The organism is Microbacterium sp. TW_SC_2 (genome assembly GCF_055361165.1).
In genome coordinates this window covers 819269-835610 of the sequence record NZ_CM143952.1, presented here as the reverse complement: position 1 = coordinate 835610, position 16342 = coordinate 819269, and the positions used below count along the sequence as shown (strand labels likewise).

General features: G+C 68.3%; 12 protein-coding genes. 1 reads left to right on the top strand and 11 read right to left on the bottom strand.

Annotated features, from left to right (window positions below):
- Position 1: 1 nt before the first annotated feature.
- From ACWA14_RS03970 to ACWA14_RS03925, 10 genes are all read right to left on the bottom strand, one after another.
- A complete protein-coding gene (locus ACWA14_RS03970) occupies positions 2–427 on the bottom strand; it encodes a YciI family protein (protein WP_463796185.1) in 426 nt (141 codons plus the stop codon).
- Positions 428–538: 111 nt separating this feature from the next.
- The gene (locus ACWA14_RS03965) at positions 539–1933 is read right to left on the bottom strand and encodes a glycosyltransferase (protein ID WP_463796184.1); all 1395 of its coding nucleotides are present in this window, start codon (positions 1931–1933) and stop codon (positions 539–541) included.
- 3 nt (positions 1934–1936) lie between these two features.
- Positions 1937–3523, bottom strand: a complete 1587-nt coding sequence (gene guaA / locus ACWA14_RS03960) for a glutamine-hydrolyzing GMP synthase (protein WP_463796183.1) — start codon at positions 3521–3523, stop codon at positions 1937–1939.
- On the bottom strand, positions 3520–4032 hold the full coding sequence (locus tag ACWA14_RS03955) for a DUF3817 domain-containing protein (protein WP_463796182.1): 513 nt from the start codon (positions 4030–4032) through the stop codon (positions 3520–3522). Before ACWA14_RS03955 ends, guaA begins: the two co-directional genes overlap by 4 nt.
- Before the next feature lie 89 nt (positions 4033–4121).
- A complete protein-coding gene (locus ACWA14_RS03950) occupies positions 4122–5099 on the bottom strand; it encodes a class I mannose-6-phosphate isomerase (protein WP_463796181.1) in 978 nt (325 codons plus the stop codon).
- The gene (locus ACWA14_RS03945) at positions 5096–6346 is read right to left on the bottom strand and encodes an ADP-dependent glucokinase/phosphofructokinase (protein ID WP_463796180.1); all 1251 of its coding nucleotides are present in this window, start codon (positions 6344–6346) and stop codon (positions 5096–5098) included. The genes ACWA14_RS03950 and ACWA14_RS03945 overlap by 4 nt, the downstream gene beginning before the upstream one ends.
- A 34-nt stretch (positions 6347–6380) precedes the next feature.
- On the bottom strand, positions 6381–7244 hold the full coding sequence (locus ACWA14_RS03940) for a ketose-bisphosphate aldolase (RefSeq protein ID WP_463796179.1): 864 nt from the start codon (positions 7242–7244) through the stop codon (positions 6381–6383).
- Positions 7245–7290: 46 nt separating this feature from the next.
- Entirely contained in the window at positions 7291–8136 is an 846-nt protein-coding gene (locus tag ACWA14_RS03935; protein WP_463796178.1) for a carbohydrate ABC transporter permease, read from the bottom strand.
- A 2-nt stretch (positions 8137–8138) separates the two neighbouring features.
- Entirely contained in the window at positions 8139–9062 is a 924-nt protein-coding gene (locus ACWA14_RS03930) for a carbohydrate ABC transporter permease (RefSeq protein WP_463796177.1), read from the bottom strand.
- Positions 9063–9142: 80 nt separating this feature from the next.
- On the bottom strand, positions 9143–10441 hold the full coding sequence (locus ACWA14_RS03925) for an ABC transporter substrate-binding protein (protein WP_463796176.1): 1299 nt from the start codon (positions 10439–10441) through the stop codon (positions 9143–9145).
- Between the two features lie 232 nt (positions 10442–10673).
- Between ACWA14_RS03925 and ACWA14_RS03920 the strand changes: the two genes are divergently transcribed.
- Positions 10674–11480 carry a DeoR/GlpR family DNA-binding transcription regulator gene (locus tag ACWA14_RS03920; protein WP_463796175.1) on the top strand — a complete coding sequence of 269 codons (807 nt, stop codon included), beginning with the start codon at positions 10674–10676 and terminating at the stop codon, positions 11478–11480.
- A 93-nt stretch (positions 11481–11573) separates the two neighbouring features.
- Here ACWA14_RS03920 and ACWA14_RS03915 read toward each other — a convergent pair whose 3' ends face one another.
- A complete protein-coding gene (locus tag ACWA14_RS03915) occupies positions 11574–16214 on the bottom strand; it encodes an ExeM/NucH family extracellular endonuclease (protein ID WP_463796174.1) in 4641 nt (1546 codons plus the stop codon).
- Between the last annotated feature and the right edge of the window lie 128 nt (positions 16215–16342).

The window sequence follows — 16342 nt, the reverse complement described above, 5'->3', positions numbered from 1 at the left end:
GTCAGCGCTGCGCGCGCTGCGCCTGCTCGTCGCGCCAGCCCGCTTCCTTCTCCACCCACTCGTTGTCAGCCGGGAAGTCGGAGGCGTCGGTCACGCGGCGCACTTCCAGGAAGGATCCCTTGCCCAGCGGAGCGCGCCGCGCCCACTCCGCGGCCTCCTCGCGGCTCGACACCTCGAGGATCCAGAAGCCGTTGAACAGCTCCTTCGTCTCCCCGTAGGGACCGTCGGTGATGAGCGGTGCCTCGGCGCCGAAGTCGACGACGAAACCTTCGGCGGCATCCGAGAGTCCTTCGCCCGCGACGAGGACCCCCGCCTTCATCATGGATTCGTTGTACTTCCCCATGGCCTCGATGACCTGCTCGAACGGCATCTCCTTGTACGCGTCGACGGCCTCGTCGGTCGCTCGCATGATGAGCATGTACTTCATGGTCTTCTCCTTGATCCGGGGTCGGCGTCTCGACCCTCTCACTGAAGACGTCGAACGGGAATGGGGAAGATCGACATTCCCGCGGTTTTTTTCCGGAGGCGAGGATCGAGGTCAGCGGCGCGGGGGGCGCGCGACCGCGTCGGAGATCACGGCCGTGAGCGCGGCGAGCGACCGCGCGGGACTCCAGGCCGCGGCGACCGCGGGGGCCTCGGCGCTCAGACGTCCGCGCAGCGTATCGTCGGCGAGCACGCGGCGCAGCGCCTCCGCGAGGGCGTCCTCGTCGCCGTAGGGCACCAGCACACCACCGCCCTGCTCCAGCACGTCGCGGATACCGTAGCGGGCGTCGTAGGCGATGACCGGCGTGCCGTGCAGCAGCGCCTCCACGATCGACAGCGGCTGGCCCTCGAACGCGGTCGCGGTGACGACGACGGATGCCCGGTCGAGCACGCGCCCCGGGTCGTCGGTGTAGCCCGCGAGGTCGATGCGATCCCCCGCACCGAGGTCGGCGATCAACGCGGCGAGACGCTCCTGCTCCGGTCCCCCACCCCAGATCTCCATGCGCGTGTCCGGTACGCCTGCGGCGAGGAACGCCCGGATCGCCTGATCGACGCGCTTGCCCGCCGCCAGTCGACCGAGCACCACGACGAGGCCCGGTTCGCGGAGGTCATCGCGACGCTCCACGGCAGGGATCGGGTTCGGCACGACCTCGTGCTGCGACGCCGCACCGAAGCGCGCCACCACGTCGTCGCGCTGCGTGGCGGTCGGCCAGATCACGGCGTCGAAGCGGTCGGCGAGGCCGAGCCACCGCGTCCAGAGGGAGTTCATCGGAGCATCCGCGGTGTACGGCGCCTCGAGGTGGATCGTGTGGATCGTATGGAGGATGCGCACGCGCGGGTCCGACCAGCCGACGATGAGTTCACCGAGCTGCCGGGACTCGCAGATCACCACGATCGGGCGCTCCCCCAGGTCGGCGACGACGTGCTGCAGCCAGGCGCGGTAGAGACCCCCGAAGCCGGGAACGGCGCCCACGGGTTCCCCGTCGGCATCGTGGATCAGCACGGGCGCCGTGCTGAGGTGCCAGTCCGGATCGCCCGCGATCACGGGCAGAGCGACGAACGGTCGTCCCTGCGCATCCGTGATCGTGCGGTACTCGATGCCGTCCTCGGCACGCAGAGCCGGGTCGGCGGCGGCGCGCAGCCAGGCGGCGGCACCCCCGTCGTCGGCACGGGCCTCGTCGAAGAGGTTGCGCAGGCGCGAGGGATCGGCCAATGCCTCCCGCTCGGCGAAGGTCGCTCGGTGCGCGGCGTGCGCCTCGAGCGTCCCCGGGTCGAAGGTCAGCAGCTGCGGTCCACGCCCCTCGCCCACACCGGCTCCCGCGAGCTGGCGTGCGCGCGCGAGCGTCGCGATCGTATACCCGCCGTCGAGCCCCGGGATCAGGCGGCTCGACAGCACGAGGTACTCGGCATCCGGCAGCACGGGCTCGCGCTCGTCAGCAGACACCGACACCGCTCACTCCCACTCGATGGTCCCCGGCGGCTTCGACGTCACGTCCAGCACGACGCGGTTGACGTCGCGCACGCCGTTCGTGATGCGGTTCGAGATCTTGGAGAGCACGTCATACGGCAGACGCGTCCAGTCGGCGGTCATGGCGTCCTCGCTGGACACCGGACGCAACACGATCGGGTGACCGTACGTGCGTCCGTCGCCCTGCACACCGACCGAGCGCACGTCGGCGAGGAGCACGACCGGGCACTGCCAGATCTCCTGATCGAGGCCGGCCTTCGTGAGCTCGTCGCGCGCGATCGCGTCGGCTTCGCGCAGGATGTCGAGGCGGTCCTGCGTGACCTCGCCGATGATGCGGATGCCGAGGCCGGGGCCGGGGAACGGCTGCCGTCCCACGATCGCCTCGGGGATGCCGAGCTCGCGACCGATCGCCCGGACCTCGTCCTTGAACAGGGCGCGCAGGGGCTCGATCAGCTCGAAGTCGAGGTCATCGGGGAGGCCGCCCACGTTGTGGTGCGACTTGATGTTCGCGGTGCCGGCGCCGCCGCCGGACTCCACGACGTCCGGATACAGCGTGCCCTGCACGAGGAACTTCACCGGAGCGCTGCCCGATGCCTTGGCCTCGGCGACCAGGTCGAGCTGCACCTTCTCGAACGCGCGGATGAACTCCCGCCCGATGATCTTGCGCTTCTCCTCGGGGTCGGTGACACCCTTCAGGTGGCCGAGGAAGGTGTCTGCGGCGTCGACCGTGATCAGACGCACGCCGGTGGACTCGACGTAGTCCTTCTCGACCTGCTCGCGCTCGCCCTTGCGCAGGAGCCCGTGGTCGACGAAGACCGCCGTGAGCTGGTCGCCGATCGCCTTGTGCACGAGAGCCGTGGACACCGCGGAGTCCACGCCGCCGGAGAGCGCGGAGATCACCCGGGCGTCGCCGACCTGCTCGCGGATCCGCTCGACCTGCTCGGCGATCACGTTGTCGCTGTTCCAGTCGGAAGCGAGACCGGCACCCTTGTGCAGGAAGTTCTCGAGCACCTGCTGGCCGTGGTCGGAGTGCTTGACCTCGGGGTGCCACTGCACCCCGTAGAAGCCGCGCTCCTCGTTCGCGAAGGCGGCGACCTTGGTGGCCTCCGTCGTCGCGAGCACGTCGAAGCCCTCGGGTGCCGTGGCGACCTGGTCGCCGTGGCTCATCCACACGTTCTGCGCCGCGGGCTGTCCACCCAGCAGCGTGCCGCCGTCACCCGTGATCACGGCGTCGGTGGCGCCGTACTCTCGCAGCCCGGTGTGGGCGACCTCGCCCCCGAGGGTCTGTGCCATGTACTGGAATCCGTAGCAGATGCCGAGCGTGGGCACTCCGAGCTCGAAGACCGCGGGGTCGAGGCGCGGCGCACCCTCCTCGTACACCGACGAGGGCCCGCCGGAGAGGATGATGGCCACCGGGTTCTTGGCGGCGATCTCCGCGGCGGTGGCGGTGTGCGGCACGATCTCGCTGTACACGCCCGCCTCGCGGACGCGACGGGCGATCAGCTGCGCGTACTGCGCGCCGAAATCGACGACGAGCGCAGGACGCTGCTGGGTCTCGGACTGTTCGGTCAACGGACACCTTCCGGGGCGGGGGCGGAGGCCGCTGCGGCCTCCCTGGTGGCGAGATAGGTCTTGACTTCGCGGGCGACGATGGACTCCATGAAGAAGGAGAGCAGCGGGATGACGCCGCCGAGCGCGAGCAGGATGAACCGCGGGAACGGCCAGCGCATCAGGCTCCACATCCGGAAGCACGCGAACAGGTACACGACGTAGAACCAGCCGTGGGCGACCAGGATGAACAGCGACAGGTTGAACCCGTCACCGAGCGAGGTCATCTCGCAGGAGTTCGTCATCGGGGCGAAGAGCGACCACCACTGGCAGTCGGGGCCTGCGAGGACGCCGGCGAACCAGAGCGCTCCTCCGGACCCCCCGACGAAGAGCTCGAGGTGGATCGGCGTGTACTTGAGCACCATCTCGGCGAGCAGCAGGAGCAGCATGACTCCGGTGATGATCGACGCGATCTGGTAGAACTTCAGCGCACCGCGGATCGCCGGAAAGCTGGCGACTTTCGGTTCGGGCATGCGACCAGTCTAGCCGCCGCGAGAATGCCCTGAATGAGCGTCGCGGGCCTCACGCGGAGGCGTCCGGCGCCGAGCGGGAGTGAGCCCGGTCACGACTCCGGCGGACGGGCGATCAGCAGCTCGCCGCCGCCGTGCACCCCGAGGCCTCCCGCACTCGCCGGCACCAGCAGCGTCGAACCGGCGTCGAACCGCTCCCCCGCGATCTCGACCGTGCCGTCCGCGACCACCACGATCGAGAAGCCCGGTTCGATCCTGGCCTCGCCCTCGACCGGGAGCCGGTGCAGACGGAAGTATTCGTCGGCCTCGCTCGGGAACACCGATCCCGACGGCGGGGCCGTCTGCACGATGCCGCGCATGTCGGCGTCGCTGCGCCCGCGGGTGTTCACGGCGGTGAGGGCGAGGTCGAAGCCGAGTCCCAGATGACCGAGCCCGGGACCGTCGATCGCGAATCCCTCCCACTCGAGCAGGATCGACAGGTCCTCCGGCTGCTGCAGCTCGAGCAGCAGCACTCCGGCCCCGATCGCGTGCAGCTCCCCCGGCGGCACCCAGACGACGTCGCCGGGGGCGACCTCGACCTCGTGCAGGAGCGCGAGCAGTTCGTCGACGGCCTGTTCCTCGACGAGTCCGGCCAGCCGGGCCGGGTCGATGTCGCGCTGGAGGCCGACATGCACCGTGCCGCCCTCCAGGATGTACCAGGCCTCGGCCTTGCCGTGCGCGCGGCCGAGGTGCGACGCGGCGAAGTCGTCGTGCGGGTGGGCATGCACCGGGAGTCGCTGCCCCGCATCGAGGATCTTGACCAGCAGTCGGATGTCGGCGCCCCAGCGGTCCGCGTGAGCGGTCCCGAGCCAGGCGACGGGGTCGGCTTCGACCGCGTCCCGCAGGAGGCGTCCGTCGGGGAGCGTGCTCAGGCCGAGCGACTGCTCGCCGCGGATCGTGGTGGTCGAGGCCACCCAGTCCTCCGGCACGCGTTCGGCGGCGCCGCTCTCGCCCCGGAAGGCGTCGAGGCGCGCGCCGCCGCGGTAGAAGCGCTCGGGCGGTCGGTTCGAGGAGAGTCGGATCGGGTTCATCTCGCCGGTCCTTCCTGCGCGTGCGCGGGGGCGGGCACGCGGGCGTGCAGCGGTCGGGGGGCGTGGGCGGAGAGGAAGCCGCCGACGAAGCTGTCGCCGAGCCCGATCGTGGTCGGGCGGGCGACATCGAGCGCGAAGGCGGGCACCCCGACGGCATCCGGCAGCGCGGCCTCGACAGCGGCCACGAGTGCCGCGCCGCCCCGGTGCCGGGCCATGCCCGCGGTCGCCTCCGCCTCGGCCGCGGTGAATCCGTCGCCCAGGCGGTAGCGGGTCGCGGCCACACGCACCGCGCTCTCGAGGGCCTCCCGATGACGCGCGGCATCCGCACCGACCACGATCGCCCAGTGCCGGGTGTGCACGACGAGCGCCGGAGTGGGGATGAGCGCGCGGACGTCGTCCAGCGCCGCGATCACATCGCCCGCGTCGAGCAGGTTCACGGAGCGTCCGAGGTACTCCTGGAGCTCGTCCTCGTTCATGCCGTACACGTCGATGCGCGACAGCAGGCGCGCCCGCACGGTCTCGGCGAAGGCCCGCGTGTAGAAGCCCGCGTCCTCGTAGTACACCAGCGCATCCGCCGGCAGTCGCCGCATCGCGACCAGGATCTCCTCGAGACGCCGCTCCAGGAGGGCGTGGTCCTGCATCGTGTTGAACCCCGAGATCAGGAACGCCGAGGCGTGGGCGAGCGCGTCGGGCAGCCCCGCGGCGAGCGCCATCTCCCGGTTCGGAGGGTCGTTCGCGAAGATCAGCCGATTCGCCCCCGGCGAGACGATGTCACCGTCGAGCAGGCGCACCCGCGCGCCCACCGGGTACTGCACGATCATGTGCGGATCGAGCGTGTCGCGAGTCGCCGAGGAGAGGATCGTGATGCCGGCCGGCAGCAGCCGGCGGACGTTGTCGTCGATGCTCACCAGGTGCTGCACGCTGGGGATGCCGAGGCTGTCGAGCACGAGACCGGCCCGCACCCCGGTGCCGCCGAGGGTCACGTCGTACGCGAAGTGCGAGGCGAACCCCTCGACGACCTCGGAGGAGGCGACGAAGCGCTCGGCCCCGGTGCCGGCCGCGACGAACGCCAGGATCGTCACCAGGAGGGAGCGCTCATCGGTGATCGGCGCCGAGGGGGTCAGCTCGTGCCGCCGCACGCGGTGCTCATGCGCCAGTCGGTCGAGCACCACGGCATCCCACCGCAGTTCGAAATCGACCGTGCCGCCGAGCCCGAGCACGAGCTGCCTCTCCCCGTCGCCGATCATCCGTCGATCGTCCTCCCCGTCGAATCCTCGCTTCTCAGTACAGCTCGGCCTTGCCGTCGGCACCGAAGAGTCTGATCTTCTCAGCTGCGGTGACCTTCATGGCTGCGATCGGCTCCGGCTGGATCGCGTTCGGCTCGCGCAGACGCTCGTCGGTGCCGAGGATCTCGCGCATGCGGTTGTGGTACGACACCTTGATGTCGCTCGAGATGTTGATCTTGTTGACGCCCAGTTCGACCGCGCGGCGCAGCTCGGAGTCGGGGTTCGACGATCCTCCGTGCAGCACGAGCGGGATGCCGACGGCCGCCTTGATCTGCTCGAGCAGATCATGACGCAGCTCCGGGTTCTTCTCGGCCGGGTAGAGACCGTGCGAGGTGCCGATCGCGATCGCCAGGCTGTCGACGCCGGTCTCCTGCACGAAGCGCACCGCGTCGTCCGGGTTCGTGTAGATGATCTCGGCGGCGCCGGACTCGCCGTAGCTGTCGTTCGCGCCGATCGTGCCGAGCTCGCCCTCCACCTGCACGCCCACCGCGTGCGCCGCCTCGACGACCTTGCGCGTCAGGGCGACGTTCTCATCGAACGGCAGCAGAGAGGCGTCGATCATGACGGAGGTGAATCCCGCCTGGATCGCGACGATCATCTGCTCGTAGGTGCCGCCGTGATCCCAGTGGATCGCCACCGGCACGCTCGCGCGGTGCGCCCGCGAGTGCATCGCCGCGATCAGGTCCGTCGTGATGTGAGAGACCTCGTCGGGGTGGATCGCGATGATGACCGGTGCGGCCAGCTCCTCGCTGATGTCGATGATGCCGTTGAACATCGCCCAGTCGCTGATGTTGAACGCGGGGATCGCGAAGTTGTGCGTGTTCGCGACATCGAGGATGGATTTGCCGGTGTAGAGCACGTGATTTCTCCTGTTTCGTGGTGGTCGAAGTCTGGGGTGACGGATGTCAGCTCTTCACCGAGCCGGCCGTGAGACCGCTGATGAAGTAGCGCTGGAAGAAGAGGAAGAGGATGAGCACCGGGATCGAGCCGAGCACGCTCATCGCCATGATCTGGTTCCACTCGTAGGAGTGCTGACCCATCAGGAGCTGGATGCCGATCGGCACCGTGCGCATGTCGATCGTGCGGGTGAGCGTCAGCGCGAACAGGTACTCGTTCCAGGCGATCATGAACGTGTAGATGCCGACCGACACGATGCCGGGGATCGAGATCGGCACGAGGATGCGCCACAGGGCGGTCATCGACCCCGCCCCGTCGACGCGGACGGCCTCGTCGAGCTCCTTCGGCAGGGTGTTGAAGTAGCCGGTCATCATGATGATCGCGTAGGGCAGCGTGAACACCATGTAGGTGAGGATCAGGCCCAGGTACGAGTTGTAGAGCCCGAGGGCGACCATGAGCCCGAAGTACGGGATCAGCAGCGTGATGGGCGGGACCGCCTGCACGCTCACGATCACGACGTTGAGGATGCGCTTGCCTCGGAACTCGAAGCGGCTGAAGGCGTAGGCGGCCTGGATCGCGACGATCAGGGTGAGGATCGTCACCGCCCCGGCGACGACGTAGCTGTTGAGGAAGAACCTCATCGTCTCGGGGTTGGTGAAGATCGCGATGTACGCGTCGAACGAGAACGTGTCGGTGATCAGACGCGGGGGCAGCTCGAAGATCTGCGTGTTCGACTTGAACGAGCTCGACAGCATCCACAGCACCGGGCCGGCGGCGAACACCGCACCCAGGATCAGGCCGATCGTGACGCCGGTCTTGGCGGCGATGCGCTGGTTCTTGACGGTGAGAGCCATGATCAGTCCCTCGCTTTCTGGTGCCGCACGTAGAACACGGCCAGCACCATCGACATGAGGAGGACCAGCACGGCGGAGGTCGCCGCGAGCGAGAAGTCGTACTTGGCGAAGGCCAGCTTGTAGGTGAACGTGCTGAGCACCTCGGTGACGTCGATCGGCCCTCCGCCTGTCGTCATCCAGATCAGCGCGAACTGCTGCGAGGTCCAGATGAGGTCGAGCAGCACGAGGCTGACGATGATCGGGCGCAGCTGCGGGATCGTGACGTTCCAGAACCTCTGGATCGCACCGGCGCCGTCCACGGTCGCCGCCTCGTTCAACTCGTTCGGGATGCCCTGGAGGCCTGCCAGCAGGCTCACCATGAAGAAGGGGTAGCCGGCCCAGATGTTGATGAAGATGATGGTGCCGAGGGCGAGCTGGGGCGAGGCCAGCCACTCGATGTCGGTGTTGAGCAGGAAGTTGATGACGCCGTTCGGGGCGAGCAGCATCCGCCACAGGACCGCGATCACGGCGACCGTGAAGAGCCACGGCAGGACGTAGAGTGCCCGGAAGATCGACCGGGCGAAGCCGCCGAGCAGCGGGCTGTTCAGCATCATGGCGAAGCCGAGGCCCAGCACCAGGTGCGCCACGACGCTCGCGACGGTGAAGAGGATCGTGTTGCCGGTGGCCTTCCAGAAACCCGGGTCGGAGAGGATCTCCACGTAGTTCGCGATGCCGACGAACTCCGGCGACTTGTTCAGGATCACGTTGTCCTGGAACGAGTAGCCGATCACCATGACGATCGGGACGATCATCAGCACGAACAGCAGGATGATCGTGGGCGAGAGGAAGGCGTACGACTCGGTGGTCTTGCGCAGCTGACGGCGTCTGCGCGACAGCGAGACTCCGGTGACGATCACCTCGGTGTCGTCGTGGGTTCTGAGGCTCATGGGAACCGGTGCTCCTAGGTTGGTCGGGTGCCGCATCGCATCCGCGATGCGGCACCCCGTTCATGCGGGGAGACGGGTGATCAGAACTCCGCCGCCCAGGCCTCCTGCGCCTTCTTCAGCGCGTCGTCGATCGACTGCTGTCCGTCGAAGGCCGCTTGCAGCTGCTCGCCGAGCAGACGCATGAGCTCCTCTGCCACGGGCAGTCCGGTGAACTCGTTCGCCGGGTATCCCGCCTGGTAGATCTCGAACGCCTTCTTGAACAGCTCGTCGTCGTTCACGAAGTCGGGCACCGACTGGGAGTTGCCGGGGAACGCCTTCGCCATGGTCGACAGCTCGGAGTTGGTGTCCTCGCTCATCAGGAACTCGACGAGCTTGAACGCGGCTTCCTTGTGCTCGGAGTTCTCCGCGACACCGATGCCCCACGATGCGTAGGGGATGCCGCGTTCGCCGTCGTAGCCGTCTTCCGCGGGCAGCGCCGAGATCGAGAACTTCAGATCGGGATTCGTCTCGCGGATCAGGTTGATGTGGGCGAGTGTGTCGATCATCATGCCGACACGGCCGTTCGCGAACTCCTCGACCTTGTCCTGCTCCTTCATCGTGAACGAGCCGGAGGCGATCACGCCGTCGTCCCAGAGACCGCCGATGTACTCGACCGCCGAGGTCACGTCGGCGTTCGTCAGGTCGGGCTGACCGTCCTTCAGCATGGATCCGCCGGATGCCCAGACCCACGACATCACGTCGTTCTGCACGCCGTTGGGCGCCTCGAGCGAGAGCGGGAGGACCCAGCCGGAGGCGTCGCCGCCGAGGGCGGAGATCTGTGCCGCGGCGTCCGCGAACTCGCTGCGCGTGGTCGGAGGGGCGGCGACTCCCGCCTCTTCCAGCAGGGTGTCGTTCGTGAACATCGGGTAGACGAAGTTCACGACCGGGATCATGTAGGTGCTGCCGTCGACCTGGATCTGGCTCGCCAGCTCGCTGTCGTCGTAGTCGTACTCCTCCATGAGCGCGGTCAGGTCGGCGATGACGCCCTGCGAGGCGAAGTCGTTGACCCAGGCACCGTCGAGGCCGACCACGTCGGGCATGGTGCCGGATGCCGCACCGGCGAAGAGCTGCTCCTTGGTGGAGGCGTACGGGCCGCTCACCAGATCGACGGTGATGTCCGGGTTCGCCTCCTCGAACTTGTCGATGAGTGCGCGGAATTCGCCGTCGGGAAGCTCAGGCTCCCACCACTGCGCGAATTCGATCGTCACGTTGCCTTCGCTGTCGCCGCCGTCGGCCGACGGGCTGGAGGTGCACCCAGCCACCGCCAGCAGGGAAACGGCTGCGGTCGCGGCTCCGACGAGCGTGAGGGTGCGTCGCTGCCCTCGTCCCACTGTGATCATCACTTCTCCTCTTCGAGATCGTGCCGCACAACGCGCTTCAATGCTTGTTCATGCGGTTTTGAGCAATGTTATGCCGACATCTGCAGAAACGTCAAGCAGTATTCGCGATGAAACCAGACCGTTATCTGCGAACTCCTGCGTCCTGACGCGGATCATGGGGCCTCCGGCACATTGTGCGGCTTTCTGCGCATGTATGCGGTGTTGTTCGGGATCTTGTGCTAAAGATGTCTGCATGGATGCTTCAGCAACGGCACAACGACGTCGCCTCCCCGCCGGACGGAAAGCGGATCTCGCCTCCTACGTCGAGCAGACCGGTCAGGTCACCGTCAGCGATCTGGCCGAGCACTTCAGCGTCTCGATCGACACCATCCGACGTGATCTGGATCAGCTCGACCGCGAAGGCGTGCTCGTGCGCACGCACGGGGGCGCGGTCAGCGCCGCGAGCGGTCCGCTCAAAGACCGTGCACTCGATGTGCGCATGCGCGTGCAGACCGAGGAGAAGGAACGCATCGCTCGCATCGCGGCCGGACTCGTCGAGGACGGTTCCGTGATCATGCTGAACGCCGGCACGACCACTCTCGCCGTGGCCCGGGCATTGCGCAATCACCAGGACCTGACGATCGCGACCAACAATCTGCGCATCCCGGCCGAGATCGCGCCGTCCGCGTTCCGCGACCTCTACGTCTTCGGCGGAGCCGTCCGCTCGATCACCCAGGCGACGACGGGGCCCGTGACGTTCACGATGACCCCGGGCGGGCCGGAGGTCGACATCCGCTGCGATCTGGCTCTGATCGGTGTCGGCGCCGTGGACGAGGGCGGCTATTCGGCATCCAACCTCGGCGATGCCGCCATGATGTCGGAGATGATGCAGCGGGCCGAGCGCACCGCGATCCTGGCGGACTCCTCGAAGGTCGGGCGCCGATTCTTCGCACAGATCGCCCAGCTGGAGCGGGCGGACTACCTGATCACCGACGCTCCCCCGCCGCCGAGCGTCGCCGCGGCCCTCGCGCAGGCCGATGTGCAGGTGCTCACGCCCTAGCGCCCGCGTCGCGACGAAGTCGCGTCCGATGACATGACGAGGGCCGCCGGGATCTCTCCCGACGGCCCTCGTCGCGTCATCCGCGCCGCCGGGTCACCACCACCCGGTCAGCAGATCCCAGAGCCAGTCGAGGATCGACCCGATGATGCCGCCGGCCTTGGTGACCGTGACGGTGGCCGTCGCTGCGTCCCCGTCGTTCTGCGAGACCGCGACCGTGTACTTGCCGGCCTTGGTGCTCTTGGGCACGGTCACGGAGGTGGTGAAGTCACCCTCTGCCGTGACCTGCACCGTGCCGACGTCGATCGGGGCGCCCTTCTTCGGTCGCAGCTGCACCGCGACCGTCTCGCCGGGCTGGTATCCCTCACCGGTGATGACCAGCTTCTTGCCGGCCGCCACCTTCGAGGAGCCCAGGTCGATGCTGCCGGCGAAGGCGGCCTCGCCACTGATCGTGAACGGCACCTGCACGGTCGTGCCGGTTGCGGCGACAGCGACGGTGAGCTGCTGCTCGCCGAACACACCGGACGGAACCGTGAAGGTCAGGCTCGCACGCCCCGCCTCATCCGTGGTGTCGACCACGGCGGGGTCGACGACCCCGGTCGCGAGCTGCGTGCCGCCCAGGGAGAGCGTCACCTCGCCCGGAGCCGGCTCCCCCGCGCTGAACGCGAGCGACGACAGCGCCACCGTGACCTGATCGCCGGCCGTGTAGCCGTCGGCGTCGGCCGCACTGACGGTGACTCCCACCGCACGCTGGGCCTGGTCGGGCGTCGCCGTCTTGTTGGCGTCGAACCAGTCGACCATGGACTGCAGGTCGATCTTGCCCGTGTCGCGCTTGTCCGCGCCCTGAGCGAGGGTGGCGAAGTTGTCGCCGCCCGCCGCCAGGAACGAGTTCGCCGCGACGGTGTAGCTTGCGGTCGCATCGACGGGTGTTCCGTCGAGCGTGATCCCGGTGATGCGCGCGCCCGGGGCCGCGGCGGGGTCGTAGGTGTACACGAGCCCCTCCGAGACGCCGAGCTTCAGGAACGGCCGCGCCGAACCCGCAGGCTGCCACTGCTCCTCCAGCACGCTCTTCAGCTGCGCCCCGGTGAGCGTCATCGTCACGAGCGTGTTGGCGAACGGCTGCACCGTGGCGGCCTCGCGGTACGTGACGTTGCCCGCGGGGTCGGATGCGCCGGAGGAGGCGTACGTGAGGTTCGCACGGATGCCGCCCGGGTTCATCAGGGCGATGTCGGCGCCCGTCGACCACTTCTGCACGTCGGCGACGAAGTTGCCGATCGTGGACTCGCCCCCGCGGTTCTCCGAGCCGTTCGTCTGGCGAGCGCGGTTGAAGTCGGCGGTGATGTCCCCGACCTTGATCGCACCGAGCACATCCGCGTCGGCCTTCGCTTTCGCGACGATGTCCGCGACCTCCGGCACCGCCGGGTAGAGCGGCTTGCCCGCAGCCGTGAGGGGCTTGATCTCGTTGGTGATCGAGAGGAGCTCCTTCGTCGTCGGGTCGACCTGCAGGTTCATCAGGCCCAGGTTCTCGCCGTACTGCCCCGCCGAGACGACGGGGCGACCGTCGATGACGTGGTTGTACGCGAGGTGGGTGTGCGCCGAGACGATGGCGTCGACGTCCTGATCGACGCCGTACACGATCTCGCCCAGCGGGGAGTCTTCCGTGATGCTGGAGAGCTCCGCGCTCGACGCGCCCTCGTGCACCAGGAGGATGACCACGTCGGCCTCGCCGTTGGAGGCGTCGCCGTCGCGCAGATCGTCGGCGACCGCGTTCACGGAGTCGACGATGCTGCGGACCTCGAGGTCGGCGATGCCGTCGGGCGACACGAGAGAGTCGAGGTCTTCCGTGACGGCGCCGACGAAGCCGACCTTCACTCCGTCGAGCTCCTTCACCCAGGCCGGGGCGAGCGCCGGCTCACCGGTCTCGGTCAGGAACACGTTCGAGGAGATGTACTCCCAGTCCGCGCGATCCTGCACGCGGTCGCGCAGGTCCTCCCAGCCCTGGTCGAACTCGTGGTTGCCGGCCGCGCTCACATCGAGACCGGCCGCGTTCAGCGCATCGATCGTCGGGTTGTCGTCGTTGATGAACGACGTGAACGTCGACGCGCCGATCAGGTCGCCGGCACCGGCGAAGATCGTGTTCGGGTTCTCCGCACGGAACTGCTGCACGGCACCGGCGACGACCGCGGCCCCCGCGGCAGCACCGTCGGCTTCGATGCGTCCGTGGAAGTCGTTGATCGTGACGACGTCGATGCTCACCGGCGGGATCTCCGAGGAGACGCCGACGATGATCGGGTCGTGGTCGCTGGACCGGTACGGCGTTCCGGCCTCCGTGGCACCGAACGCGTAGCCGCGATCGCTCCACTCGGGAGAGTTGATGGTCCAGACACCGGCACCCGTGATGGAGGCGCTCAGCGAGGGCGAGGCGATCACGTGGTCGAGCGAGCCCAGCTCACCGTCGAACGTGTAGGTGTACTCGCCGTCGGTCGTGTCGGCCACCAGGTCGCTCCACCCGTTCGAGGTGAAGACATCGATCGGGTCTTCCTCGCTGTAGGCGTTGAAGTCGCCGATCAGCAGCATGTCGCTGCTGCCGGTCGTCTCCTCGAGCTCCTCCGTGAAGGCCAGGATCGCCTGCGCCTGAGCGACACGATCGGCGTTGAAGAAGCCCTGGCCGTCGGCCGGCTCCGCCCCCGCGCCCTGCGGCGGGGACTTGGACTTCAGGTGGTTCGCGACGACCGTCACGACCCGTCCGTCGATGTCGAACGCCTGTGCGATCGGCTCGCGCGCGTTGTCCCAGACCGTCTCATCCGTGACCGTGGCGCTGTCGCCGACCGTCGTGACCGCATCCTTCTTGTAGATGATCGCGTTCGTGATGAAGTCGGTCGTCGCCGCGTCGTTCAGTGCATCAGGGGTGGGCACGTAGTCCCACACGTCGCTGCCGGCGTCGGCGTTGAGTCCGTCGACCAGGTCGGCCAGCGCCGAGTCGATCGGCTCGCCGAGCTTCACCGAGTTCTCGATCTCCATCAGGGAGACGATCTCGGCGTCGAGCCCGTTGATCGCCGCGACGATCTTCGACTTCTGGATGGCGAACTGCGCGGCCGTCGAGGCACCGCGAGCGTCGGAGTTCTCCGACTTCAGGGTCGTGAAGTAGTTGTACACGTTGAACGACGCGACCTGCGCATCGCCGCCGACCTCGGGGGCCGACTCGGTGCGGGGGTTGGTCGGGTCGAAGGCGACCGTGAGCTCGGCCGGGGAGGAGTCGTCGATGGGGATCGTCGGCTGCAGGCGCCAGTCGTCGAAGCCCCACTGCAGCACGTAGCCCTCATCGCTGAAGTCGACCGTGTCGCCGTTGCGCACGACCGCGTCCTTCGTGAAGTAGGGCTGCTCGCCCGGGTGCCCGTTGTTGGTGACCTGGAGCGACCAGCCGTCGTCCAGCAGCACCCGGTTCGCCCGGTTCGCGGCGGCGATCGCGGAGGCGGCGTCGCCGGGGCGCGTCGTCTCCGTGCTCTTGACGTTGAGCTCGGCCCCGGCGTTCAGCCACAGGGTGCCGAAGTTGTAGAGCTGGTGGCTCGAGGCGAGGCGATAGGTGCCCGACGGAGCCACGTACATGTTCTCGTACTGCTCGCGGTCGCCTCCGAGCACGGTGTCGGGCAGCGGGGTGAGCGCCGGAACGCCGACGCCGGTGGACAGGACCTCGACGTCGGTCACCGCGCCGGGGTTCAGCTGCGTCTGACCGAAGTACTCGCTCACCGAGCCGGTCACCGAGACGAGGTCGCCGATCGCGACGGTCGGGGCCAGCGCGTTCAGGAAGACGAAGACGCCGTCGGAGGCTCCGGGCGTCGCGTCGGCCTCTCCACCGGATCCCTGGGTCTGGATCACGATGCCCTTGTAGCCGCCGGTGCGGTAGTCGGCCGTGACGACACCCTCGACCCGGACGGTCTGCCCGCTCAACGGCGAGACGTCGGTCGTGCCCTGGACCTCGGCGATCGTCGCCGTCGTGGGCTCGGTCGGATCCGTGGGATCGGTCGGATCCGTGGGGTCGGTCGGATCGGTCGCACCCGAGCTCTGCGGGGTGATCGTCGCCGAGAGCGTGAAGTCCGCGCTGTTGTCGTCGGTGTCGGCCCCGCCGGTGCGGTTGAGCGACTTGACGTCGGTGTTGCCCGTGGGCGAGGTCGCGGCCGCCGTCTCGAACGTGTTCGAGGTGCCATAGCCGAGCAGATCGATCACGCCGTCGGCGCCCACCGTCGAACCGGGGGTCAGCGCGACCGCCGCCGTGCCCTCGACGAGCGCGAGGGTGCCGTTGGTGCCGCTCGGGGTCAGCGTGCTGACCGCGTCGGGGGCCGGGAGCTCGGCGCCGTTGGTGCCGTTGCTGTTGCCCTGCACGAGATAGAAGCCCCCGGCGGGGATCACGCCGGTGAGCGGGGCGACGCCGTTGAACGACCCCGTCCCCGTCGCCGAGCGGTACTGCAGCGACATGCCGTCGAGGGTGATCGGCTGCGACGTGGGGTTGTGCAGTTCGACGAACTTGTTCCGGAACGCCGCACCGGCGCTTCCGCCCGAGAGGTATGCCTCGTTGATCACCACCCCCGTGCCTGCGGTGTCGGCGATCACGGGCGCGGAGGTCAGCGAGCCGAAGCCCAGTGCTGCCACGCAGGTCACGGCGAGAGCGCCGAGGCGCCGCCTGTTCGAACGGTGCGAGACGGGGGCCATGCGGGCCCCGTCCTCGGGAGCGGACATCATCGGTGCTGTCTCCTCTGTCGGTGTCGCGACATCTCTCAGGAATCTGTCACGGCGCGAACTGAGATCTTTCAGCCCGCACACATGTTGCGAGCTTACGGAGCGGCTCCGACATCCTCAACGGTGTTTGC

What these genes read in the sequence shown, in the direction of transcription:
- ACWA14_RS03945 (WP_463796180.1), bottom strand. Translation starts at nt 6,346, where the DNA reads ATGATCGGCGACGGGGAGAGGCAGCTCGTGCTCGGGCTCGGCGGCACG.
- ACWA14_RS03920 (WP_463796175.1), top strand. Translation starts at nt 10,674, where the DNA reads ATGGATGCTTCAGCAACGGCACAACGACGTCGCCTCCCCGCCGGACGG.
- ACWA14_RS03950 (WP_463796181.1), bottom strand. Translation starts at nt 5,099, where the DNA reads ATGAACCCGATCCGACTCTCCTCGAACCGACCGCCCGAGCGCTTCTAC.
- ACWA14_RS03935 (WP_463796178.1), bottom strand. Translation starts at nt 8,136, where the DNA reads ATGGCTCTCACCGTCAAGAACCAGCGCATCGCCGCCAAGACCGGCGTC.
- ACWA14_RS03970 (WP_463796185.1), bottom strand. Translation starts at nt 427, where the DNA reads ATGAAGTACATGCTCATCATGCGAGCGACCGACGAGGCCGTCGACGCG.
- ACWA14_RS03925 (WP_463796176.1), bottom strand. Translation starts at nt 10,441, where the DNA reads ATGATCACAGTGGGACGAGGGCAGCGACGCACCCTCACGCTCGTCGGA.
- ACWA14_RS03955 (WP_463796182.1), bottom strand. Translation starts at nt 4,032, where the DNA reads ATGCCCGAACCGAAAGTCGCCAGCTTTCCGGCGATCCGCGGTGCGCTG.
- ACWA14_RS03915 (WP_463796174.1), bottom strand. Translation starts at nt 16,214, where the DNA reads ATGATGTCCGCTCCCGAGGACGGGGCCCGCATGGCCCCCGTCTCGCAC.
- ACWA14_RS03930 (WP_463796177.1), bottom strand. Translation starts at nt 9,062, where the DNA reads ATGAGCCTCAGAACCCACGACGACACCGAGGTGATCGTCACCGGAGTC.